The sequence below is a fragment of the Bradyrhizobium sp. USDA 336 genome (genome assembly GCF_044908355.1).
GTDB lineage: Bacteria > Pseudomonadota > Alphaproteobacteria > Rhizobiales > Xanthobacteraceae > Bradyrhizobium > Bradyrhizobium yuanmingense.
The window spans coordinates 2,424,583-2,447,518 of the sequence record NZ_JBIYDC010000002.1; the positions used below are offsets into that span (position 1 = coordinate 2,424,583).

Sequence of the window (22,936 nt, forward strand, 5' to 3'; positions counted from 1 at the left end):
CTTCACCCCTCGAATGCGTCGATTGACGCCGTGCTTCCACGTGACACCAGCGCCTCATCCGTCGCCGGCAACGGCTGGCCCTTGTCGCGAAAACGGTTGGTGATGGGATAACGGCGGTCGCGGCCGAAATTCTTCGGTGTCACCTTCACCCCAGGCGCGGCCTGGCGGCGCTTGTATTCGGCGACGTTGAGCAGATGGTCGATCCGGGTCACCGTCTCGCGGTCGAAGCCGGCGGCGATGATCTGGTCGAGCGGCTCCTCGCGCTCGACGAGGCGCTCCAGGATGGCATCGAGCACGTCGTAAGGCGGCAACGAGTCCTGGTCGGTCTGGTTCTCGCGCAGCTCCGCGGTCGGCGGGCGCATGATGATGTCCGGCGGGATCACCTCGCCGGCAGGGCCGAGCGCGCCCTCCGGCTTCCAGGAATTGCGCAAGCTTGCCAGGCGGAACACCTGCGTCTTGTAGATGTCCTTGATCGGGTTGAAGCCGCCGTTCATGTCGCCATAAAGCGTGGCGTAGCCGACCGACATCTCCGACTTGTTGCCGGTCGTCAGCACCATCAGCCCGGTCTTGTTGGAGATCGCCATCAGCAGCGTGCCGCGGGTCCGGGCCTGGAGGTTCTCCTCGGTGATATCGGGCGGCAGGTTCTTGAAGATGCCGGACAGGATCGTCTCGAACCCGGTCACGGCTTCGGCGATCGGCAGCACCTCATAGCGGATGCCGAGATGGCCGGCGAGCTCGCCGGCATCCGCGATCGAATGCGGCGCGGTGTAGCGGTAAGGCAGCATCACGCCATGCACCTGGTCGACGCCGAGCGCGTCGACAGCGATCGCCGCGCAGAGCGCCGAATCGATGCCGCCGGAGATGCCGAGCAGCACGCCGGGAAAGCCGTTCTTGGCGACGTAATCGCGTAAGCCCAGCACGCAGGCGGCGTAGTCGGCCTTGTCGCCCTCGGGCAGCTCGGCGATCGGCCCGCTGCAGCGCCAGTCGTCGCCGTTTCTGCTGAAACGCAGCGTGACGATGCCTTCTTCGAAGGCCGGCAGCTGCGCCGCGAGCGAGAGATCGCCATTGAGCGCGAAGGATGCGCCGTCGAACACGAGCTCGTCCTGGCCGCCGACCTGGTTGAGATAGACCAGCGGCAGCCCGCTCTCCGTGACGCGCGCTACCGCGACCGACAGGCGCACGTCGTTCTTGTCGCGGGCGTAAGGCGAGCCGTTCGGCACCAGGATGATCTCGGCGCCGGTCTCGGCCAGCGTCTCGACCACGTTCTCGTAATCCTCGGACTCTTCCAGCCAGATGTCCTCGCAGATCGGCACGCCAATGCGCACGCCGCGCACGGTGACGGGACCGGCGGCAGGGCCGCGCGAAAACAGCCGCTTCTCGTCGAACACGCCGTAATTCGGCAGGTTGCACTTGAAACGCAGGCTCGCGATACGCCCGCCGTCGAGCAGCGCACAGGCATTGTAGAGCATGCCCTCCTCGACCCAGGGCGTGCCGACCAGCATCGCAGGCCCGCCATCGGCGGTCTCGCGCGCGAGGCTTTCGATCGCGGCGCGGCAGGCGGCCTGGAAGGCGGGCTTCTGCACCAGGTCTTCCGGCGGATAGCCGGCGATGAACAGTTCCGGAAACAACACGAGATCGGCGCCGTCGGACTTGGCCTGCGCCCGCGCCGCGCGCGCCTTGGCCGCATTGCCCTCCACGTCGCCCATGGTCGGATTGAGCTGGGCGAGCGTGACCGCGAATGTGTCGAGACGTTCGGTCATGGCCGCTTTATCCGATCCCGAGTTACAGGAACCCCAATCGCTCGATGATGGCAATGATCCAGAACGCGCCGGTCATCAAGAGCGCAACGCCAACCGCGGCCGAGCCCATGTCCTTGACGCGGCCGATCTGCTTGTCGTGATCCAAGGTCAGCCGGTCGGCGAGCTTCTCGATCGCGGTATTGAGCAGCTCGACCGTCAGCACGAAAGCGACAGAGCACACCAATTCGACCGCGCGCATCGCCGTGGCGCCGATGAACCAGGCGAGCGGCACCGACAGCAGCAGCGCGAAGATCTCCTCGCGGACGGCCTGCTCCGACCGGAACGCAAAGGCCAGCCCGTTGCGGGAATTGATCGTGGCCTTCCAGATCCGCAGCAAGGTCTTACAGCCCCGCTGCGGCCGGAATCGGCTGAGCCTTGCCGGCGCGCTCCTGCTTGAGCAGCTCCGCGACCAGGAACGCCATATCGATGGATTGCTCGGCGTTGAGGCGGGGATCGCAGACCGTGTGGTAGCGGTCGTTGAGATCCTCGTCCGTGATCGCGCGGGCGCCGCCGAGACATTCGGTGACGTCCTGGCCGGTCATCTCCAGATGCACGCCGCCGGCATGGGTGCCCTCGGCGGCGTGGACCGCGAAGAACGACTTGACCTCGGACAGGATGCGGTCGAACGGGCGAGTCTTGTAGCCGGACGTCGAGGTGATGGTGTTGCCGTGCATGGGATCGCACGACCAGACCACCACCCGGCCCTCGCGCTTCACGGCGCGGACCATGTTCGGCAGATGCTCGCCGATCTTGTCGGAGCCGAAGCGGCCGATCAACGTCAGCCGGCCCGGCTCGTTGTCGGGATTGAGCACGTCGATCAGCTTCAGCAGTTCGTCTACCTTGAGCGAGGGGCCGCACTTCAGCCCGATCGGATTCTTGATGCCGCGGAAATATTCGACATGGCCGTGATCGAGCTGGCGGGTGCGGTCGCCGATCCAGATCATGTGGCCCGAGGTCGCGTACCAGTCGCCGGTGGTGGAATCAACGCGGGTCATGGCCTGCTCGTAGCCGAGCAGCAGCGCCTCATGGCTCGTGTAGAAATCGGTGGCACGCAGCTCCGGATGGCTCTCGAGGTCGAGGCCGCAGGCGCGCATGAAGTTGAGCGCGTCCGAGATGCGGTCGGCCAGCTCCTTGTAGCGGCGTGACTGCGGGCTATCCTTGAGGAAGCCTAGCATCCATTGATGCACGCTGCCGAGATTGGCGAAGCCGCCGGTGGCGAACGCGCGGAGCAGGTTCAGCGTCGCGGCGGACTGGCGATAGGCCATCAGCTGGCGCTGCGGATCGGGAATGCGCGCTTCGCTGGTGAAGGCGATGTCGTTGACGATGTCGCCGCGATAGCTCGGCAGCTCGACGCCATTCACCTTCTCGGTCGCCGACGAACGCGGTTTTGCGAACTGGCCGGCGATGCGGCCGACCTTCACCACCGGCACCGCGCCGGCATAGGTCAGCACCACCGCCATCTGCAGCAGCACGCGGAAGAAGTCGCGGATGTTGTTGGCGCCGTGCTCGGCGAAGCTCTCGGCGCAGTCGCCGCCCTGTAGCAGGAAGGCTTCGCCCGCCGCAACGCGGCCCAAGGCCTTCTTCAGATTGCGCGCCTCGCCTGCGAACACCAGCGGCGGAAAGGTCGCAAGCTGCGCCTCGACATCGGCTAGAGCCTTGGCGTCGGGATATTCGGGCACCTGTAGCACCGGCTTGCTGCGCCAGGACTCGGGCGTCCACCGCTCGGACATCGCAATCTCTCCGTGAAGCAAAAACCACAACCTGATCTAGGGGTTGCGAGGGCCGCCTTATACACAGGCCGGCCACGCCCCGCCAGTTGTAAATCCATTTCGCAGCGCAAACCCTTGCGGCCAAAGCCGAATTCGCATTTGCTTGGGCAGGCTTGAGGAATCCGACAGGACACCGACCGCCATGGGCGCGGCACTGGATGACGTTTTCATCGACGAGATCAGCTTCCCGGCAGCCGACGGCTATGCCCTGACCGGCACCCTGTTCCTGCCGCGCGGCGCCAAGCGCCATGCCGTCCTGATCAATTCGGCGACCGCCGTGCCGCGAAAGATCTATCGGGGCTTTGCCTCCTACCTCGCCCATCGCGGCTGCGCGGTGCTGACCTACGACTATCGCGGCATCGGCGATTCCCGCCTGCCGGCGATGGTCGGCTACAACCAGCCGAAATCGCTGGTCGGCTTCAAGGCCTCGATGTCGGACTGGGCTGCGCTCGACGTCACCGCCGCGGTCAGCTGGATGCGCGAGCGCTATCATGCCCTGCCGCTCGCCTATATCGGCCATTCCTTCGGCGGCCAGGCGCTCGGGCTGATCGCGAACAACAGCGAGATCTCGCGCGCCGCCTTGGTGGCCTCGCAGGCCGCGACATGGCGATTGATGACCTCGCCGGAAAAATACCGGGTCTACGCGTTCATGAATTTTGTCGGTGTGCCGCTGGTCCATGCACTCGGTTACGCACCGGGCTGGGCCGGCGTCGGCGAGGATTTGCCCAAGGGCGTCTTCCTGCAATGGACCGAATGGGTCTCGAGCCCGCGCTATCTGTTCGATTCAAAGCTGCCGGCACTCGAGAACTTCGCCAGGTTCAAGGGCGAGCTGCGCTCGCTATGCTTCTCCGACGATCCCTGGGCGACGCGGCCCGCGGTCGAGCTGCTCGCGAGCGGATTCACTGCGATCAAGCCGGAGGTGCTGATGGTCAAACCGTCCGACGTCGGCGCCAAGAAAATAGGCCATTTCGGCTTCTTCCGCCCCGAGCACCGCGACACGCTGTGGCGCGGGGTCGCGGAATGGATTCAGGGGGAATGAGGTTGTTCACCTCTCCCGGATCAGGGCTATTGCAAATGACTTTTAGCGGCGGTCTGCGGCCCGCCTCGTCCTTCGAGACGGCGCTTACGCGCCTCCTCAGGATGAGGCTAATCAGGGTCGGTGCCCGTTGAAACTGCCGCCACATACTCCGCCCTCATCCTGAGGAGCCCGCCTAAAGCGGGCGTCTCGAAGGATGGCCGCAGGGAAAAGGTGTCATCCACTAACGGATGATCGTCGTCAGCGACGAGTAGCGCCGGTTCGGCTTGGCGTCGCTAGGTGCGAACTGCGCGAAGGCGTCGCTGACGCGGACCGCCGGCGGCGTGTCGCTCGCGAACCGAAATTCCTTCGGCCGCGGTGCGTAGAAGCTGGCGCGGTAATAAGCGTCGTCGAAGCGCGCCTCGCCGACGCCGAACAATGCGTCACAGACCAGCAGGAGCGCGTAGACTCCCGCGACCGCTGCGACGATCTCCCTGAGAATTGTCATGCCGATGCCCTGCCCTTTTGCGGGCAGGATGCCGATTGGTTCCAAAGGCCCGGTTTAAGGCGCCCTGCTTCTTGTCGGCAGCGTTTGCCGGCGCTGAACCGATTGCAGACAATTTTATCGATCTCGAAAGAAGAGCCCGCCCAACCGGACGATCAGGCGGGCTCCAGGATTGGCCGCTCGGGAGGTATTGGGCGGCCAGCTTATCAGCCGTGCTCGGCCACCTTGCGATGGCCGCTCTCGCTGAGGCGGTCGACCCAGGCGATGCCTACCGCCGAGACGATGAAGGTCATGTGAATCAGCACCTGCCACATCACCCCGCTCTCGGTGAAATTGCTGCGGGTCGTGCCGAGATTGCCGGCCTCGATGAAGGTCCTGAGCAGCGAGATCGAGGAGATGCCGATGATCGCCATTGCGAGCTTGATCTTGAGCACGCTGGCATTGACGTGACCGAGCCATTCCGGCTCGTCCGGATGGCCGCTGAGGTTCAGCCGGGAAACGAAGGTCTCGTATCCACCCACGATTACCATGATCAGAAGGTTCGAGATCATGACGACGTCGATCAGCCCGAGCACGACCAGCATGATCTGCTGCTCGCTGGCGTCGAACGAATGCAAGACGAGGTGCCAGAGCTCCTTCAGGAACAACAGCACATAGACGGCCTGGGCGACGATGAGGCCGACATAGAGCGGCAGCTGCAGCCAGCGCGAGCCGAAGATCAGCTTCGGAAGCAGGCCGACCGGCGGCAACGGCGCGGCCCGCGCCGAAGGTGCTTTGGGTTCGGACGTCATTGATCACTCCGGATTGCGGTAGATTGTCGCCTCAGAGACTCGCAATCACCGGTGCAAGTTCCAGCGTCCCGCGATAGATCATCTCAAACGCGACGTAAAGGATGATGGCGAGGCCGACATAGGCCACCCAGCGCTGCTTCTGGAGCAAGCGGCCAAGCAGATCCGCGGCGACGCCCATCATCCCAACCGACAAGAGCAGGCCAAAGGCCAGAATGTAGGGATGCTCCCGCGCGGCGCCCGCGACCGCGAGCACGTTGTCGAGCGACATCGACACGTCGGCGGCGACGATCTGCACCGCTGCTTGGCCGAAAGTCTTCCGCTGTACCGGCTGCTGTACCGGCGCAGCACCTGCGCTGCCGCTATCGAATGCGAGTTCTTTCGCATGCGCGGCCTGCTCGCGCAGCTCGCGCCACATCTTCCAGCAGACCCAGAGCAGCAAAACGCCGCCGGCGAGCAGAAGGCCGATCACTTGCAGAAGCTGGGTCGCAACGCCGGCGAAGGCGATACGCAGTGCGGTGGCAGCGGCGATACCGACGATGATGGCGCGGCGGCGCTGCTCGGCCGGCAGGCCGGCAGCCGCAAGGCCGATGACGACGGCATTGTCGCCGGCGAGCACGAGATCGATCAGGATGACTTGAAACAGCGCGGACAGCGCTTCGGCGGTGATGAGTTCAGTCATGATTGATCATTCCTAGAGGCAGACGGATCGAGCCAATGCGGCTTGCGCCGCTCGATCCAGTCGAAGACTTTTGAACGGGAGGAGCGCAGCGCAGGCACGTCCTCGGCGAGCAGAGCAAGGCCGAGCGGCAGCATCCAGACGCCGAGCACCGGGAGGATGGAGAGCACACCGCCGACGACCAGCAGCGTGCCCGAGGGGATCCTGACCCAGCGGCTGGACGGCTTGAGCAGATAGGTCAGGGTGTCGCTCATGCGCGGCGGCAGGCGGTCGACGAGCTTGGCCAGGCGCGGGTCGCCACCGGCGATCTGGTCGGTGTTCCCCTCGGTTTGCCTGGCGCGCTCGTTCGAAATCGTGCTCATGCTTACCCCTTCGAGGCGGCCTGCAGCTTGGGGCCCGGCGCACTCGCCCCGACCGGCTTCGCACGCGGCAGCACCAGCGTCAGCAAGCGCAACAATTTAATCGCCTGGACTTCGTGGGGATGTACGTCCTCGTCTGCGGCAGCAACGCGCTCCGACAGCTCCACCAGATGCGACGACAGCGGCAGGTTCGAAACCGGTCGCAGCGTATCAATCACGACGTTGGCAAAATCCGGCTCTTCGAGCCGTTCGGCGAGTTCGTCGAACATCGCACGGAGCCGTTCGTCGCCGATGTGCGGCGCCAGCTTGCGGTCTCTGATGAAACGGATCACCTCGTCGCGTTCGACGGCTGAGACCCGTCGGTCGGCAACCGCGACCAGCGCGCCCACGATCACCACAGCGGCCGCGGCCTGCTCATTCAGGCTGGACGGTTCCGTGATCTCGATCGAATTTGAGGACTTGGTTCCGGACATCGTAGCTCCCTTAACTTGCGAAATAGCCGCACGGAGCTGCGATGGGGACGAATGGTCGGAGAAAACGAAACAGGGGCCCGACAATCGGCCGATCCATCGCATTCGCGCGGGACTGGTCATCCGACATCGCGAGGTTTGCCGACGAACGTCGGCGTCCTCGCCAGAGGGGCCCGGATTCTTGTTCGTTTCAGAAATATAGGTACGCCTGTCGGAATCAAGGCGGACTGGCTGCGACCAGCCGCCGCATCCATTCGGCGTCGCGGGATCGGTCATGCGACCCTTTCGCAGCTGGAACCATGCGTCCGCGACAAGTGTTGATGCACCTCGCGACGCATCAACCGCCTGGCAGGAACCCGCATGTGCCGCTGGATCGCATACCGGGGCGAAACCACCTCGTTCGAGCCTTATGTCACCGAACCCGAGCATTCGCTGATTGCGCAGAGCATCCGCTCGCTTCAGTCCACGGCGGGCTCGAACGGAGACGGCTTTGGTCTCGGCTGGTATGGCGAGCACCCCGAGCCGGGCCTTTATCGCGAGACGCGCCCGGCGTGGTCGGACGAAAACCTGCGCTACCTCTGCCGGCATCTGCGCTCGCATCTGTTCTTCGCTCATGTGCGTGCCGCAACCGGCACGGCCGTGACGCGGCAGAATTGTCACCCCTTTGCCTGCGGGCACTGGATGTTCATGCACAACGGGTTCGTCGGCAGCTGGAATCGGCTGCGGCGCAAAGTCGAGGCGCTGATTCCCGATGCCTACTATCCGTCGCGGCTGGGCACAACGGATTCGGAAGCCGTGTTCCTGGCCATGATGGGGGCGGGTCTCGAGCACGATCCGCTCGGCGCGACACAGTCCGTGCTGCAATCGCTCCTCGGATTCGTCAATGAAGGCGGGCTTCGCGAACGGCTGCGCTTTACCAGCGCGATTGCCAACGGCCGCGACCTCTACGCATTTCGGGTCTCGGTGAACGATGCCGCGAACACGCTCTACTTCCGCGAGGACGGCGGGCAAGTCATCGTCGTCTCCGAGCCGTTCGATAAGGAATCGGACTGGGCGGAAGTCCCGCCGAACCACGCCTTGATCGCGCGAGCGTCCGAAGCCGTCAAAATTGTTCCGTTCGACCCTGCAATTTCCAGTACATCGGGTGCGGAACCGGCCACGATCAGACGGATTATCGCCCGCAGGTAGTGACCGCGCCGGTGGCTAATGACATTTGCTTCAGACGTTTCAAAGCTGCTGCGTCTTGCCCCCTCCGAGGACAAGCAGCATGTCGTCATCCGTTCTGCCGGCGGCGGCGGCAATCCGGCGGAATATTCCTTCGGCATCGAGGAGGAATACTTCCTCGCTGACCGCCGCAGCTTCGAGGTCGCGATCCGCACGCCCAACGAGCTGTTCGAATCGGCAAACTGGTCGACCGGCGGCCAGGCCATGCGCGAGATGTTGCAATCGCAGCTCGAGGTCGCAACCAACGTTCATGTCGACGTGAACGACGCGCGCGAGGAGCTGCGCTTCCTGCGACGCGAGGTCGCGAACGTCGCTGCGCAGTACGGCTTCGTGATCATGGCCTGCGGCACGCACCCGAGCGCGGTCTGGCGCATGTCGCAGCCGAGCCCAAAACCGCGCTACGAGGAGATGATCGAGGATCTGCGCAGCATCGGGCACCGCAACATGATGTGCGGCATGCATGTGCACGTGCAGTTGCCGAATCCCGAGAAACGCATGGCGGTGATGCGGGCGATGCTGCCGCACCTGCCGTTGTTCATCGCGCTGTCGGCGTCCTCGCCGTTCTGGAATTCGCACAAGACCGGATTGAAGGGCTACCGCCTCGCGGCTTATTCCGAGCTGCCGCGCACCGGCCTGCCCGAATTGTTCGAAGGCAAGCAGGATTTCGACGCTTATGTCGGCGCGTTGCAGCGCTCCGGCGTGATCCCGGACGAGAGCCACATCTGGTGGGCAATGCGCCCCTCCATGAAGCATCCGACGCTGGAGCTTCGCGCACCCGACACCTGCACCTTCGTCGACGACGCGGTTGCCATCGCCTCGCTCTACCGCTGCCTGACGCGGCATCTCTATCTGCGCCCTCAGCTGTCCCGGGAGGTCACTGCGGTCGAGCGCGCGATCGCGGTCGAGAACAAATGGCGCGCCCAGCGCTACGGCACCGACTGCATCTTCGCCTCCAAGGACGGGCCGGTGACGATCTCGGAGCTGCTCACCGGGGTGATCGACGACATTGCGGAGGACGCAGCCGCACTGAACTGCTCCGCCGAGATCGAACACTGCCGCACCATCGTCGCGCGCGGCAGCTCGGCGGAATTCCAGCTTCGCGCCTATCGCGACAGCGGCGACGACATCGCAGCCGTGTCACAATGGATCGCTACCTCTACGCTGTCGGGAACGAGCGCGCCTGTGCGTCGCAGCGCTCCTGCACCGTCATAGCGCCCGCGCAAGCTTGCGCGACGAAAATGCCATTCCTGAATTACGGCGATCGTTGGAGAAGCGCATGAATCGCACCACACCCTGCAACGGCTGCGGCCATGCGCTTGTCCCGATGCTGACGGCCCACGGTCACACGGAGCCGAGCTGCCTCTGGTGCGAAGGCTTCGACGCGCGCGCCATGGACATGGCGAAATGGGCAGGCAGCCCGTCCGGCAAACCCGAGCCGGCGCTTCCGCGATCATTCGACTGAACCGTGCCGGGCGCCCGTCGCGGGGGCCGGCTGCATGCGCTTTTGCAGGGCATGCCGACAAATTAGACAAGACAAGCCGCTGCGCCCACTGACGGCTTGCCCGGACAGGTCGGGCGAGTTCGGCGCCACCTATTGTCTAACCTCAGGTGCAATCTCGATTATTTGCGCGTCGCGTGCAGCCGGCGGACCAGCGCGCCGCATTGCGCTCCGGCTGGCCTGAAATTCGCAAGACAGCATCAGGCCAAGTCCCTGCCCGGCCACGATGAGGAGCGGCCAGTCACGTGCGCTCGGCTTCCGGGATGAATGGCCTCAGATCGGAGAATGCCATGAACGTGCATGCTGCCGGAGACATCAAATTCACCGGGCTCACCCATCCGAACGGCGCCCGGCTGCGTCTCAACGATCAGGACTTCGTGGCGATCGATCGCGACAAGAATGCGAATTTCGAGGCGACCTACCGGCCGCAGGCGCTCTACAACCGCGCCAACGAAGGCTTCCACGCCAACAACGAAACCTTCCTGCTGCACGAGGTCGCCACCAATCTGCCGATCTACCGGCCCGACACCGGCCCCACCGACTTCCATTTGCATCTGCCGCCGGGCGGCTTTCAGCTCGTGCTGGTCACCTCGGGCGCGTTCACCTTCGACTATGACGGCCGCTGGTACAATGTCGGCCCGGGCGCGGTGATGCTGCAAAGCGCGATCGTGCATCGCCAGCTGTTCTACACCTGGTCGGGCCTGTCGACCGAAGAGAATTTGAAGACGCCGCAGACGGTGGTGCCCGATCCGATCTCGATGGGCTATTCCGGCAAATTCCTCGAAGCCTTCATCACCGATCCCACCACCTTTCCGAACCCGACCATTGTCGGTCCGGATCAGATCAATGAGGACGAAACGCCGCGCGTGGCCTGGAGCCATCCGCTGCATGACCGCCCGGCCGATGCCGGCTTCTGGCTTCAGGATCCCCTGGCGCTCGACGCGCTGTTCAAGCCGCTCACCGATGGTCCTGTCAGATCGGCGATGCCGGTTTACGTGCGCGATATCGGCATCGAGATTCCGAGCGGGCGTCTCGTCACCGGCCACATCATCGCGACCGACCCGCGTGGCCACGCGCTCTTGCCGAAGAGCACGTCTGCCGCGGCGGACGCGACCTGCTTTGCCAAGGGCGAGGTCGTGATCTATCGCGTCATTCGCGGCACGGCCGAGTTCAAGAAAAAGTCCGGCGAGAGCTTTGAACTCTCTGCCGGCGACGTGGTGACGGCGGGCAAGGATTCCATCAGCCTGATCGGCGTCGGCGAAAACACCCAGGTCCTCCGCCTCGGCCTGCTCAAGGGCATGAACGAGCTGCGCAGCTGGACGGCGACGCAGCGCGACGAGATCGACGGCCTTGCCGGTCAGATCATTACGCAAAAGGACGTGCGTCCCCTGCGCACGGAAGGCAAGCCGGTCGGGTATTTGTACGGCTAGGCGGCTCGCAGTTAGGCGCCCGAGGCCTTCTGACGCAGAACTGGTACTTGGAGCAGCAGGCCGCGCGACAAGGATGCCTGATGCCCCCGAGTTACGTAACGCCTCTGTAAGTGCTCCAGCTCGCAAGTCGCTTTGCTGTGTCGACGATCTCCTCTGGAGCCGTGATTCCGAGCTTCGCCAACAATCGCGCTCGCTGTTCTGCGATTTGCTTGCAGCTGCCTCCAAGCCGGACAGCGATCTCCGCGTCTGTTTTCCCGGCGGCCAGGCGCCTAAGAAAGCGCTTCTCGTGAGGGCTGAGCAAAATGTCGGTCATTTGCCTCTTGTCGTGTCTCGTGACTCCTCCGCTGCGACGGCGGTCAGAAGTTCGAACGGCCCTTCTTCGATAGTCGCGAGCGTCGGGCACGCTAGTTGGCAATCAAAAGCTTAGGGCGAGGACAGAAACGGCTGCGATTGTGAATATGCTGGCTGACACGGCGAGCACAAGATAAACACGGTCTCGCATGGATTACATTTCCACCTGCCCGACAAACTTACATCGAACTCCTGCGGGCAAAGGTCCAAAAGTGAACGTTCGGCCTCACCGCGCAGAGTTGGCTTGCGCTCGCTGGGCCTCGATCCGCTGGCATTCGCGCACAGGTTCGGGATGCCATCTGCCGATGCGGGTGCTGCATGCGCAAGGTTGCCTCTCCCATCCCTACCAGGCAGTCATCATCGATCGTGGCCTGGCCGCGCTCCGCTGCATCAACGAACATTGGCAGGTTCTTTTCCGAATGCTTTCGCGCCTCCCGCTGTTGCGCTGGCGGGTCCATGGCCGAAGTTTACTTCGGAAGGCATTCGACGTTGTATGCGATGATGATCTGCGTTGGATCGGCTTTCCCTAGGCTCTTCAAATCTTCCAAACCGCTTCTAAGCTTGGCTCCGGCCTCGCTCAAGCTGCCTTCAAGTGTAGTCTTGGCCCTCCGGCATCGCTCCTCACTCGTGAACTCCTGGAACACGACGGTTGGGAGGAGCCTCCATTCCGCCTTGTCACTGGTGGCGGCGGGGCTGACTGAATAGGAGAAGACGTACATCAGGACCCACATCCCCTTGCTCCGTACGTGATGCGCGCGCTGCTAGTTGGCCCCTCGACTGAGCCGCTCAAGTCCTGTCGCTAATTGATGTAGATCAATCCCCTGCGGTTCTGATTGTCAAAATGGAGCTCAGGGAACAGTCGACCTTTTGGGGCGATAGGCATGAAACGCTGGATGGGGCTTCTCATTACAATGCTCGTATTAGCTGGATCATGCTCAAGCGAGGCGGCCGCCGTACGGATCGCATACGATCCCGGCGGAAGGATCGGAAAATATATCGATCGTTATGAGCGGCTGCGCGCTTCAGGTCGGGACGTAATGATCGACGGCTTCTGCGCATCTGCCTGCACGATTGTCTTGGCGACCTTGCCCTCGAACAGGATTTGCGTCACTTCACGTGCAGAACTCGCGTTTCACGCCGCTTGGGACATTGGGCATCGCGGACAGCCCGTGACAAACCCCGGCGCGACGCGCATGATTTATTCGATGTATCCGGGGCCGGTGCGTCGCTGGATAGCCCAACGCGGCGGGTTAACGCGGCGAACGATATTTCTTAGTGGAGGCCCGCTGCAGGCCATGTATCGCTCGTGCCCCGTCTGAGCCAGCAAGCGAGAGAAGCTTCTTGGACGCTTGGCTCAGGGCAAGACTGACGGGCAAATGCGAAGGCACCGCGAAGAAGATTGCCCCTATTCGCAGCGGTCGCTGAGAGAGCGAGGGGCACGGCCGCCCCGCTCCCTCGCTTCTCTCAATACTGATACGGATATTGACCAGGGCAGACGTAGCTGCCGTAGGCATCGTAGTAGCAACCGCTGTTGTAATTGTTGTAGTACCCGTAGGCTCCCGCGGCCGCGGCGGCGCCTACAGCGGCAGCACCGTAACCCCAACCCGGCCGATAATAGCCGCCACCGTATCCCGGGTAACCCGCGATCGGTCGTCCCGGCCGGCCGGCGATTGGACGACCTGGATAGCCTGGACGTCCTGCTATTGGGTGCGAAGGCCGTGGACCTCCGGCCACTCGATAGCCCCGACCACCGTGGATGCGTCCTGCATGAACGGCGCCGCCTCGAACGTGGGCTGCCCTCATGCCGCCACCATGAAAGCCCCGCGCGCTCATGCCGCCGCCGTGAAAACCTCCCCCACCGCGAAAGCCGCCACCTCCACCGCGGCGTGCAAATGCATCATCAGGAACAAGGCTGGCCGCAACGAGGATCGCGGCCGCAAAGCCGATCAGACTGTATCGAACCATAGCATCCTCCCGGGTAGTGAGGTGCCGGCGACTGCTGTCTTCAGAATTGAATGCTCGCGCCAGCGGCACCGGAGGCAATCAATTCTCTTCCAGCACCTTGCGCACTTGATTTAAGTCAATTGAGCAAGCCGCACCCGATCGATGGCGTGTTCCCGACAGGAACTTCCGCGCTCGCATTGCTCAGGAAAATGGACGGAGGTGCGGAACCGCATCATGCGGATCATGGGCATGCTTGCCCGCCTCCTCGCGGAGCGACGGGGAGACTAAGCAAGAGCTGCTCGCCTCTACTCCGCCGCCTGCCGCACGTGCCGTGCGGTCGGGGTGCGCATGGTGACGAGCTCTTCGGCCGCGGTCGGATGCAGCGCGATGGTCGCGTCGAAATCGGCCTTGGTCGCCTTCATCTTCACCGCGATCGCGACGGCTTGCGTGATCTCGGCGGCGGCATCGCCGACGATGTGGCAGCCGAGCACGCGGTCGGTCGCACCGTCGACCACGAGCTTCATCAGCACGCGGGTGTCGCGGCCGGACATCGTCGCCTTGATGGGCCGGAACGTCGTCTTGTAGATGTCGACGTGGCTGAATTGCGCGCGCGCCTCGGTTTCCGTCAGGCCGACCGTGCCGACCTCCGGCTGCGAGAACACCGCCGTCGGGATATTGGCGTGATCGACCTGCACCTCGCGCTTGCCGAACACCGTGTCGGCGAAGGCATGGCCCTCGCGGATCGCGACCGGCGTCAGGTTGAAGCGGTGGGTGACGTCGCCGATGGCATAGATGCTGTCGACCGAGCTCTTGGAGAAATGGTCGACCGCGATGCCGCCGTTCGCGGGATTGATGGCGACGCCGGCATTCTCCAGGCCGAGATTGGCGACGTTCGGATGGCGGCCGATCGCGAACATCACCTGGTCGGAGGCGAGGCTCGAGCCGTTCGACAAATGCGTGGTGAAGTCCTCGCCGTGGCGGTCGACCTTGGTCACGGTGCAGCCGGTGAGGATGGTGATGCCATGCTTCTCCATCTCGGCGCGGACATGGGTCCGGACATCCTCGTCGAAGCCGCGAAGAATGTTGTCGCCGCGATAGATCACCGTCACATCGGAGCCGAAGCCGGCGAAGATGCCGGCGAACTCCAGCGCGATATAGCCGCCGCCCTGGATCACGATCCGCTTCGGCAGCCTCGCAAGATGAAACGCCTCGTTGGAGGAGATCACGTGCTCGATGCCGGGGATCGCCGCGCCATGATTGGGCGCGCCGCCGGTGGCGATCAGGATGTACTTCGCCGTGACCTTCTTGTCGTTCTCGAGCAGGCGGACGGTGTGCTTGTTCTCGATCACCGCGCGGCACTTGACGATCTGCGCGCCTGATTTCTCGACATTGGCGGTGTAGGCCGCCTCCAGCCGCGCGATCTCCTTGTCCTTGTTGGCGATCAGCGTCGGCCAGTCGAAGCTCGCGGGCGGAACGGTCCAGCCGAAGCCGGCGGCGTCCTCGAGCTCCTGACGGACATGCGAGCCGATCACGAACAGCTTCTTCGGCACGCAGCCGCGGATCACGCAGGTGCCGCCCATGCGGTACTCTTCCGCGATCATGACGCGGGCGCCGTAGCCGGCCGCGATGCGGGCGGCACGTACGCCGCCCGAGCCGCCACCGATGACGAAGAGGTCGACGTCGAAATCAGCCATTGTCCACTCCGACCCCTTTTCAGGAACGACCTTCCAGATAGGTGCGCTCAGATCTCCTTGCCACGCTTGCGCATCTCGGCACGGAAGGCGCCCATCACGGTTTCCGAGAAGCCCTGGGCCCAGGTGTTCATGAACGCCATGCTCTGCCCGATCGCGCGCGGCTCGGCCTCGATCAGCTTTTTACCCAGGGGCGACTTGTAGAAAACGACGAGGTCCTTCAGCTCCTGCTCGGTGAACTCGCTGGCATAAATCTGCGCCATGCCTTCGCCGATCTCGTTCTGGCGGCCGTTGAGCTGCTGGGCCACGATCGGCGCCACCTCGTTGAGGTCCTTCTGGTAATTGAGGTTCTGCTGGATCAGCGCGCCCTTGGTCTTCTCGACCATGCCCGGCACGGCGCCCGCATACATCCCGGCGGCGTTCTTGATCTGCAGAATTTCCTTGGCCGCCGCGATCGCCGCGGGCGAAGCCTTCGGCTGGGCCGGCGCCGCGGGGGCCTTCTGGCCCGCCTGCTGCGCCACGGCCGGGGCGGCCGAAACGGCCAGTCCCGCAGCGAGAGCCGCAGCCGGCAAGAATTTCAAGACGTTCTTCATTCCTGGTCTCCTTTCGGCTTGCGCCGTTCAATCACGCGGATTCCGCCGCCGCTCGCCAGAACGGCCGAGCTGGCCAAGCCGATGAACAGCCCGTGCTCGACCACACCGGGAATGGCGCTCAACGCCTTGGCGAGACCGGAGGGATCCGTAATACGTCCGAGCTGGGCATCGACGATCCAGTGGCCGCCATCGGTGACGAAAACGTGGCCGTCCTTGTCCCCGCCTTTGGCCTTGCGGAGTGCCATTTGCCCGGAAACGCCGCATTCGGCAAATGCCTTTTCGATCGCGCGGCGCGTCGCACCGAGCCCGAACGGGATGACCTCGACCGGCAGCGGAAACTTGCCGAGCGTCGGCACCCATTTGCTGTCGTCGGCAATCACGATCATGCGGTCCGAGGCGGCCGCCACGATCTTCTCGCGCAACAGCGCGCCGCCGCCGCCCTTGATCAGATTGAGCTCGGGATCGATCTCGTCGGCGCCGTCGATCGTGAGGTCGAGATGGTCGATCTCGTCCAGCGTCGTCAGCTTGACGCCGCAGCGTTCCGCATCGGCCCGCGTCGCCTCGGAGGTCGGCACGCCGATCACCTTGAGCCCGGCGGCAACGCGCTCGCCGAGCAGCTCGACGAAGTGCTTGGCGGTCGAGCCGGTGCCGAGCCCGAGCTGCATGCCGTCGCGCACCTCCTCCAGCGCACGCGCCGCAGCCTGCCGCTTCAACTGGTCCATGGTCACGTGTGCGCCTGCCTTGTGAAGTCTCGGCCGATTCCGGCCGGTTTCGGGCGCCTATGTAGCCTCGTTTTTCCCCGGAGAACAGGGTCTGGGAACAGGCCTATAAGGTGATCTTATGGGCCCGCCCCTTGCGCGGATAGGACCGGGCCGGTAGCGCTTGGGAATCATGACCTCCTTCAAGACGACGTCCCCTCACACCATCGTCTTCGATCTCGACGGCACGCTGGTGGATACGGCGCCCGACCTGATCACGGCCCTCAATTACGTGCTCGACCGCGAAGGCCTGCCGCCGGTGCCGATGGCCTCGGCCCGCAACATGATCGGCGCCGGTGCCCGCAAGCTGATTGAGCGGGGGCTGGAAGCGGAGGGCCGCACCGTCACGCCCGCGGACATGGACCGGATGACCGCGGATTTCATCGCTTATTACGCCGACCATATCGCGGTGGAATCCCGCCCCTTCGAGGGTCTCGAGGCCGCGCTCGACCAGTTTTCGGCGCAAGGCCACCGCCTCGCGGTCTGCACCAACAAGCTGGAATGGCTGTCGAAGCGCCTGCTGGACCAGCTCGACCTCACCCGCCGCTTCGCGGCGATCTGCGGTGCGGACACTTTTGGCGTCCAGAAGCCCGATCCGACCATTTTTCGCGAGACCGTGGCCCGGGCCGGCGGCGACGTGAAGGCCAGCATCATGGTCGGCGATGCCGGAACCGATGTCGGTGTCGCCCGGCGGGCCGGCGTGCCCGTGATCGGGGTCAGCTTCGGCTACACCGACGTGCCGATCGCCGAGCTCAAGCCGGACCGCCTGATCCACCACATGCGCGACCTGCCGGCGGCCGTTAGCAGCCTAATGACGGCAAAGATTACGATAACACATTGATAGAACTAAAGTTTTTAGCAGAAAAGTCCGGCATCCCGAGGATTATCCACAGGGCCTTCCCCGCGCCGCCATGGGCGCGAGCATATCTCGGCTTGCCAACGGGCCGAGGCCGACGCCGGCTTTGCGCGGAACCGGTTGCAAACCACACCCGACGAGCCGACGCAGCATTCCACGCGCGGCCACGCCAGGGCCGCACCCACGTATACCACCCGATTGTCCTAACCGCGTCCGATGCTTAGATTGCTTCGAGCGCACCGCTGAAGCAGAGGTGCGCCCCGTCGCCGTAAAGTGACAAGGCATTTGCTATGAACGGACTTCCTGCGAGCCCCCGCGCCGCGCTGTCGAGCGCGATGACCGATCCGTTCGGGCGGACCATCACCTACTTGCGCGTCTCCGTTACCGACCGCTGCGACCTGCGCTGCTTCTACTGTATGTCGGAAGACATGACGTTCCTGCCCAAGGCGGACCTGCTGACGCTGGAGGAGCTCGATCGGCTCTGTACCGCCTTCATCGCCAAGGGCGTGAAGAAGCTGCGCCTCACCGGCGGCGAGCCCTTGGTCCGCCGCAACGTGATGTCGCTGGTGCGCTCGTTGTCGCGGCATCTGTCGAGCGGCGCGTTGAGCGAGCTGACGCTGACCACCAACGGCACCCAGCTTGCGAAGCACGCGCGGGAGCTCGCCGATTGCGGCGTCCGCCGCATCAACGTCTCGCTCGACACCCTCGATCCCAAGAAGTTTCGCGAGATCACCCGCTGGGGCGAGATCGACAAGGTGCTGGAGGGCATCGAGGCCGCGCGCGCTGCAGGGCTTGCTGTGAAGATCAACGCCGTCGCCCTGAAGAACCTCAACGAGGACGAGCTGCCCGAGCTGATGCGCTGGGCCCACGGTAAGGGCATGGGCCTGACGCTGATCGAGGTGATGCCGATGGGCGAGATCGGATCGGGCCGCATCGACCAATATCTGCCGCTGTCGCTGGTGCGCGCCCGCCTCGCACAGCAATTCACGCTGACGGATCTGGCCGAGACCACCGGCGGGCCGGCACGCTATGTCAGCGTCGCCGAGACCGGCGGCAAGCTCGGCTTCATCACGCCGATGACCCATAATTTCTGCGAATCCTGCAACCGTGTGCGCATCACCTGCACCGGAACGCTGCACACCTGCCTCGGCCACGAGGATGCCTCCGATTTGCGCAAACCTCTGCGTGCATCCGGCGACGATCTATTGCTTGCGGATGCGATCGACCGCGCCATCGGCCTGAAACCCAAGGGCCACGACTTCATCATCGACCGCCGCCACGACCGTCCGAGCGTTTCCCGGCACATGAGCGTCACGGGCGGCTAACTCCGTACAGTTCCGGCCTTATTCCCCTTAACTATCAACAAACTTCCGATTGACTGACGGCACGCCCGCTGGTTTGGTGCGGCGGCCTCATGCCTGCGCGGCGAGACAAGCCACGCGCCATCTCGGCGCAGTCAAGACGGCCGGGGCACAATCGGGGGAGGACCTATCGTTGCAAGCGCTCCTTAAGTTGAGCAGCAGAATCGACGCGTTCACGCGCTGGACCGGCAAGCGTATTGCGTGGCTGATCGTGCTCGCCGTTATCATCTCGGCAGTCAACGCGATCATCCGCAAGACGTTCGACACGTCGTCCAATTCGTGGCTCGAGCTGCAATGGGTGCTGTTCAGCATCGTCTTCCTGCTCTGTTCGCCCTGGACGCTGCTCGACAATGAGCACATTCGCATCGACATCGTGAACAACACGCTGCCGAAGAAGGCGCGCAACGTCATCGACGTCGTCGGTCACGTGTTCTTCCTCACTCCGATCTGTATCGTCATGATCATTACCGGAGTGCCGTTCTTCCTTCGCTCCTTCCAGATCAACGAACAATCCGGCAATGCCGGCGGCCTGCCGCAATGGCCCGCCAAAGCCCTGATCATGATCGGGTTCGCGTTCCTGCTGGTGCAAGCCATCTCCGAGCTGATCAAGCGGATTGCAGTGATGCGCGGCTTGATGCCGGACCCGCACGAATCACAGGTGTCGGCGCTCGAAGCGGAAGTCGAGCATCTCGTCGAAGCGATCGAGAAGAAGTAGCCGTTGGCGACGGTGTAGGGGGGAATCCATGACCGCATTCATCATCGCCAATATGGCGCCCATCATGTTCGTGTCGCTGGTCGTCATGCTGCTGCTCGGCTATCCGGCGGCATTCTCGCTCGGCGCCGTCGGCCTGTTCTTCGCCATCATCGGCGTCGAGCTCGGCCAGTTTCACCCCGACTTCCTCCAGGCCTTGCCGGAGCGCGTCTATGGCGTGATGAACAACGACACGCTGCTCGCGATCCCCTTCTTCACCTTCATGGGATTGGTGCTGGAGCGGTCGGGCATGGCCGAGGACCTGCTCGACACCATCGGCCAGCTGTTCGGCACGATCCGCGGCGGCCTCGCCTATGCCGTGATCTTCGTCGGCGCGCTGCTCGCTGCGACCACCGGCGTGGTCGCGGCATCCGTGATCTCGATGGGCCTGATCTCGCTGCCGATCATGCTGCGCTACGGCTATGATCGCCGCGTGGCCGCCGGCGTCATCGCCGCCTCCGGCACGCTCGCGCAAATCATTCCGCCCTCCCTCGTCCTGATCGTGATGGCCGACCAGCTCGGCAAGTCCGTCGGCGACATGTACGAAGGCGCCTTCATCCCGGGCCTCGTGCTCGCCGGCCTCTACGCGCTCTACGCCTTCCTCGTCAGCATGATCTGGCCGAAGGCGACGCCCGGCCTGCCGAAGGACGCCATCGGCTTCCGCGAAGACAACGGCGATCGCGGCCTCGTTTCGCTCGGTGTGCTGTTCCTCGCGAGCTGCGCATTCGGATGGTTCATGATGCGCAGTTCAACCACTCGCGGCGCCGATTACGTCGTGCTCAGCATGTTCTACGGCATCATCTTCGCATTCGCCGTCGCCGTGCTGAACTGGGTGGTGGATAAGCTGACCGGATTCCGTTTCCTCTCCAAGATGGCGCAGCAAACCACGTTCGTGATGGTGCCGCCGCTGTTCCTGATCTTCCTGGTGCTGGGCACCATCTTCATCGGCATCGCCACGCCGACCGAAGGCGGTGCGATGGGTGCCGCCGGCGCCCTCATTCTAGGTGCCGTGAAGCGGCGGCTGAGCTGGGACCTGATCCGGCAGGCCACGGAATCGACCGCCAAGCTGTCGGCCTTCGTCGTGTTCATCCTGGTCGGCGCCCGCATCTTTTCGCTCACCTTCTACGGGGTCAACGGTCACGTCTGGGTCGAGCATCTGCTCACCTCGCTGCCGGGCGGCCAGATCGGCTTCCTGATCTTCGTCAACGCGCTCGTATTCGTACTGGCCTTCTTCCTCGACTTCTTCGAGCTGGCCTTCATCGTGATCCCGCTGCTGGGACCGGCGGCCGAGAAGCTCGGCATCGACCTGATCTGGTTCGGCGTCATTCTCGGCGTCAATATGCAGACCTCGTTCATGCACCCGCCGTTCGGATTCGCGCTGTTCTATCTCCGGTCCGTCGCGCCGAAGGAGCGATACACCGATCGGGTCACCGGCAAGCGGATGGACCCCGTCACCACCGGCCAGATCTATTGGGGCGCGGTGCCCTTCGTCGTCATCCAGATCATCATGGTCGGCCTCGTGATCGCGTTCCCATCGATGGTGATGCACTACAAGGGCGTGCAGACGAACATCGATCCCTCTACGATCAAGATCGAGGTGCCGCAGATCGAGCTGCCGCCGCTGGATCTCGGCCCACCGCAGAAGTAGCGGGAACAAGGCTCGCCGTCATGCTCCGCTATCGCGGCGCATGACGCGCCTCGGCGCGTGACAAGCAGCGAAATCGGAGGCATACCGGCCGTCCCCCCACCCCGCATGGATGGCCGCTCATGCCCCGATCGCACCCCTCTTCCACGTTCTTTGGAACGTTGATCGCCTCACTCTGGCTGTCTGCCGCAACGCTGGTGCAGGCCGAGCTGGTCGCCGACGTCCATGCGCTGGCGCAGAAGGAACAGCAGCCGCTGCTCGACACGCTGCGCGATCTCGTCAACATCGAATCCGGCAGCAAGGACATCGAAGGCCTGAACCAGATCGCCGAGCGCATTGCCGGTCAGCTCAAGCAACTCGGCGGCACGGTGGAGATCCTGCAGCCGACTGACATCTATCGCCTCGACGACACCCCCGAAAAGATCGGGCCGGCCGTGCACGCCGTGTTCAAGGGCACGGGGTCCAAGAAGATCATGCTGATTGCCCACATGGACACGGTGTACTTGAAGGGCATGCTGAAGGACCAGCCGTTCCGCATCGACGGCGACAAGGCCTACGGGCTCGGCATTGCCGACGACAAGCAGGGCATCGCGCTCATTCTCCATACCGTGGCATTGCTGCAGAAGCTGAACTTCAGGGATTACGGCACGCTCACAGTGCTCACGAACGGCGACGAGGAGATCTCCTCGCCCGGCTGGCGCAGCACCATCACCAAGCTTGCCTCGGATCAGGACGTGGTGTTCTCGTTCGAGGGCGGCGGCACCGACGGCACGCTGCGCCTCGCCACCAGCGGCATCGGCTCGGCCTATCTTACCGTGCATGGCAAGTCGTCACATGCCGGCGCACGGCCCGAAGGCGGCGTGAATGCGCTGTACGAGCTCTCGCACCAGGTGCTGCAGATGAAGGACTTGTCCAAGCCCGAGCAGGGCCTGAAGCTGAACTGGACTGTGTCCAAGTCCGGGACCAACCGCAATGTGATCCCTGCCGAGGCCACGGCCCAGGCCGACGCACGTGCGCTCAAGGTGTCCGACTTCGACGAGTTGCAGAAGGCGCTGCAGGACAAGATCAAGAATCGCCTGCTGCCCGATTCCAGGGTCGAGCTGAAGTTCGAGGTGCGGCGCCCGCCGCTCGAACCCAGCGAGGCCTCGCGCCGGGTGGCGGCCTATGGCAAGACGATCTATGGGGAGATCGGACTGACCCTCAAGGTCGACGAGAAGGCCATCGGCGGCGGCACCGACGCGGCTTTCGCCGCGCTGCAATCCAAAGGAGCGGTGGTGGAAGGCATGGGATTGTCGAGCTTCGGCGCGCACTCCAACGACGCCGAATATGTGCAGATCGACAGCATCGTGCCGCGGCTTTATCTGACGACGCGCATGATCATGGACCTGTCCACCGGCAAGCTGAAATAGCGGCTCCGCGTCTTTCCTTCTCCCTTGTGGGAGAAGGTGGC

General features: G+C 63.9%; 25 protein-coding genes. 11 read left to right on the top strand and 14 right to left on the bottom strand.

The genetic code is table 11. From position 1 onward, the window contains the following. Positions 1-2: 2 nt before the first annotated feature. The 3 genes from ABIA45_RS12470 to ABIA45_RS12480 are packed head-to-tail and all read right to left on the bottom strand — an operon-like array spanning position 3 to position 3,529. Entirely contained in the window at positions 3-1,760 is a 1,758-nt protein-coding gene (locus tag ABIA45_RS12470; RefSeq protein ID WP_404652199.1) for an NAD+ synthase, read from the bottom strand. A 22-nt stretch (positions 1,761-1,782) separates the two neighbouring features. Continuing rightward, positions 1,783-2,136, bottom strand: coding sequence for a diacylglycerol kinase (locus ABIA45_RS12475; RefSeq protein WP_036001513.1), 354 nt, complete (start codon positions 2,134-2,136; stop codon positions 1,783-1,785). A 4-nt stretch (positions 2,137-2,140) separates the two neighbouring features. Next, positions 2,141-3,529 (bottom strand): class II 3-deoxy-7-phosphoheptulonate synthase, encoded by a 1,389-nt coding sequence (locus tag ABIA45_RS12480; protein ID WP_036001515.1) that lies wholly within the window; start codon positions 3,527-3,529, stop codon positions 2,141-2,143. A 181-nt stretch (positions 3,530-3,710) separates the two neighbouring features. On the opposite strand from ABIA45_RS12480, the gene ABIA45_RS12485 reads away from it, so the two are divergent. Then, positions 3,711-4,607 carry an alpha/beta fold hydrolase gene (locus ABIA45_RS12485; RefSeq protein ID WP_157282328.1) on the top strand — a complete coding sequence of 299 codons (897 nt, stop codon included), beginning with the start codon at positions 3,711-3,713 and terminating at the stop codon, positions 4,605-4,607. 220 nt (positions 4,608-4,827) lie between these two features. Here ABIA45_RS12485 and ABIA45_RS12490 read toward each other — a convergent pair whose 3' ends face one another. The 5 genes from ABIA45_RS12490 to ABIA45_RS12510 form a co-directional block, all read right to left on the bottom strand. Further along, positions 4,828-5,091 carry a hypothetical protein gene (locus ABIA45_RS12490; RefSeq protein WP_036001521.1) on the bottom strand — a complete coding sequence of 88 codons (264 nt, stop codon included), beginning with the start codon at positions 5,089-5,091 and terminating at the stop codon, positions 4,828-4,830. 203 nt (positions 5,092-5,294) lie between these two features. Beyond that, the gene (locus ABIA45_RS12495) at positions 5,295-5,879 is read right to left on the bottom strand and encodes a TIGR00645 family protein (RefSeq protein ID WP_275500202.1); all 585 of its coding nucleotides are present in this window, start codon (positions 5,877-5,879) and stop codon (positions 5,295-5,297) included. A gap of 31 nt (positions 5,880-5,910) precedes the next feature. Next, positions 5,911-6,558 carry a TerC family protein gene (locus ABIA45_RS12500; RefSeq protein ID WP_128262298.1) on the bottom strand — a complete coding sequence of 216 codons (648 nt, stop codon included), beginning with the start codon at positions 6,556-6,558 and terminating at the stop codon, positions 5,911-5,913. Next, entirely contained in the window at positions 6,555-6,917 is a 363-nt protein-coding gene (locus tag ABIA45_RS12505) for a hypothetical protein (RefSeq protein WP_036034483.1), read from the bottom strand. Before ABIA45_RS12505 ends, ABIA45_RS12500 begins: the two co-directional genes overlap by 4 nt. A gap of 2 nt (positions 6,918-6,919) precedes the next feature. Continuing rightward, a complete protein-coding gene (locus ABIA45_RS12510) occupies positions 6,920-7,387 on the bottom strand; it encodes a TerB family tellurite resistance protein (protein WP_128262299.1) in 468 nt (155 codons plus the stop codon). Positions 7,388-7,744: 357 nt separating this feature from the next. Here ABIA45_RS12510 and ABIA45_RS12515 point away from each other — a divergent pair, with 357 nt between their 5' ends. The 4 genes from ABIA45_RS12515 (at position 7,745) to ABIA45_RS12530 (ending at position 11,536) form a co-directional block, all read left to right on the top strand. Continuing rightward, positions 7,745-8,572 carry a class II glutamine amidotransferase gene (locus ABIA45_RS12515; RefSeq protein ID WP_404652204.1) on the top strand — a complete coding sequence of 276 codons (828 nt, stop codon included), beginning with the start codon at positions 7,745-7,747 and terminating at the stop codon, positions 8,570-8,572. An 18-nt stretch (positions 8,573-8,590) separates the two neighbouring features. After that, positions 8,591-9,820: a carboxylate-amine ligase gene (locus ABIA45_RS12520; RefSeq protein ID WP_404652206.1), complete on the top strand. Its 1,230-nt coding sequence runs from the start codon at positions 8,591-8,593 to the stop codon at positions 9,818-9,820. A gap of 64 nt (positions 9,821-9,884) precedes the next feature. Further along, positions 9,885-10,070, top strand: coding sequence for a hypothetical protein (locus ABIA45_RS12525; RefSeq protein ID WP_128262302.1), 186 nt, complete (start codon positions 9,885-9,887; stop codon positions 10,068-10,070). 326 nt (positions 10,071-10,396) lie between these two features. Further along, positions 10,397-11,536 (top strand): hypothetical protein, encoded by a 1,140-nt coding sequence (locus ABIA45_RS12530; RefSeq protein WP_157282335.1) that lies wholly within the window; start codon positions 10,397-10,399, stop codon positions 11,534-11,536. 91 nt (positions 11,537-11,627) lie between these two features. On the opposite strand, the gene ABIA45_RS12535 is transcribed toward ABIA45_RS12530, so the two are convergent. Both ABIA45_RS12535 and ABIA45_RS12540 read right to left on the bottom strand, forming a co-directional pair. Next, positions 11,628-11,849, bottom strand: a complete 222-nt coding sequence (locus ABIA45_RS12535; protein ID WP_157282336.1) for a LuxR C-terminal-related transcriptional regulator — start codon at positions 11,847-11,849, stop codon at positions 11,628-11,630. A gap of 505 nt (positions 11,850-12,354) precedes the next feature. Beyond that, positions 12,355-12,606 carry a hypothetical protein gene (locus ABIA45_RS12540; RefSeq protein WP_404652209.1) on the bottom strand — a complete coding sequence of 84 codons (252 nt, stop codon included), beginning with the start codon at positions 12,604-12,606 and terminating at the stop codon, positions 12,355-12,357. Between the two features lie 162 nt (positions 12,607-12,768). Here ABIA45_RS12540 and ABIA45_RS12545 point away from each other — a divergent pair, with 162 nt between their 5' ends. Next, on the top strand, positions 12,769-13,206 hold the full coding sequence (locus tag ABIA45_RS12545; protein ID WP_271547282.1) for a hypothetical protein: 438 nt from the start codon (positions 12,769-12,771) through the stop codon (positions 13,204-13,206). 145 nt (positions 13,207-13,351) lie between these two features. Here the strand turns inward: ABIA45_RS12545 and ABIA45_RS12550 are convergent, their stop codons facing one another. The 4 genes from ABIA45_RS12550 to rpiA all read right to left on the bottom strand — a co-directional run bounded on the left by ABIA45_RS12550 (position 13,352) and on the right by rpiA (position 16,843). Further along, the gene (locus ABIA45_RS12550) at positions 13,352-13,852 is read right to left on the bottom strand and encodes a hypothetical protein (RefSeq protein ID WP_271547237.1); all 501 of its coding nucleotides are present in this window, start codon (positions 13,850-13,852) and stop codon (positions 13,352-13,354) included. Positions 13,853-14,136: 284 nt separating this feature from the next. Further along, on the bottom strand, positions 14,137-15,525 hold the full coding sequence (gene gor / locus ABIA45_RS12555; RefSeq protein ID WP_157282339.1) for a glutathione-disulfide reductase: 1,389 nt from the start codon (positions 15,523-15,525) through the stop codon (positions 14,137-14,139). 47 nt (positions 15,526-15,572) lie between these two features. Continuing rightward, positions 15,573-16,115: a DUF2059 domain-containing protein gene (locus tag ABIA45_RS12560; protein ID WP_157282340.1), complete on the bottom strand. Its 543-nt coding sequence runs from the start codon at positions 16,113-16,115 to the stop codon at positions 15,573-15,575. Continuing rightward, positions 16,112-16,843 carry a ribose-5-phosphate isomerase RpiA gene (rpiA, locus tag ABIA45_RS12565; protein ID WP_404652213.1) on the bottom strand — a complete coding sequence of 244 codons (732 nt, stop codon included), beginning with the start codon at positions 16,841-16,843 and terminating at the stop codon, positions 16,112-16,114. Before rpiA ends, ABIA45_RS12560 begins: the two co-directional genes overlap by 4 nt. Before the next feature lie 163 nt (positions 16,844-17,006). Here rpiA and ABIA45_RS12570 point away from each other — a divergent pair, with 163 nt between their 5' ends. The 5 genes from ABIA45_RS12570 (at position 17,007) to ABIA45_RS12590 (ending at position 22,895) form a co-directional block, all read left to right on the top strand. Then, positions 17,007-17,714 (top strand): HAD family hydrolase, encoded by a 708-nt coding sequence (locus tag ABIA45_RS12570; protein WP_404652215.1) that lies wholly within the window; start codon positions 17,007-17,009, stop codon positions 17,712-17,714. A 305-nt stretch (positions 17,715-18,019) separates the two neighbouring features. Continuing rightward, positions 18,020-19,054: a GTP 3',8-cyclase MoaA gene (gene moaA, locus ABIA45_RS12575; RefSeq protein WP_404652217.1), complete on the top strand. Its 1,035-nt coding sequence runs from the start codon at positions 18,020-18,022 to the stop codon at positions 19,052-19,054. A 169-nt stretch (positions 19,055-19,223) separates the two neighbouring features. Continuing rightward, on the top strand, positions 19,224-19,805 hold the full coding sequence (locus ABIA45_RS12580) for a TRAP transporter small permease subunit (RefSeq protein WP_271547242.1): 582 nt from the start codon (positions 19,224-19,226) through the stop codon (positions 19,803-19,805). A 28-nt stretch (positions 19,806-19,833) separates the two neighbouring features. Continuing rightward, positions 19,834-21,489 carry a TRAP transporter large permease subunit gene (locus tag ABIA45_RS12585; RefSeq protein WP_271547243.1) on the top strand — a complete coding sequence of 552 codons (1,656 nt, stop codon included), beginning with the start codon at positions 19,834-19,836 and terminating at the stop codon, positions 21,487-21,489. Positions 21,490-21,608: 119 nt separating this feature from the next. After that, positions 21,609-22,895 carry a M20/M25/M40 family metallo-hydrolase gene (locus tag ABIA45_RS12590; protein ID WP_271547244.1) on the top strand — a complete coding sequence of 429 codons (1,287 nt, stop codon included), beginning with the start codon at positions 21,609-21,611 and terminating at the stop codon, positions 22,893-22,895. Positions 22,896-22,936 lie beyond the last annotated feature (41 nt).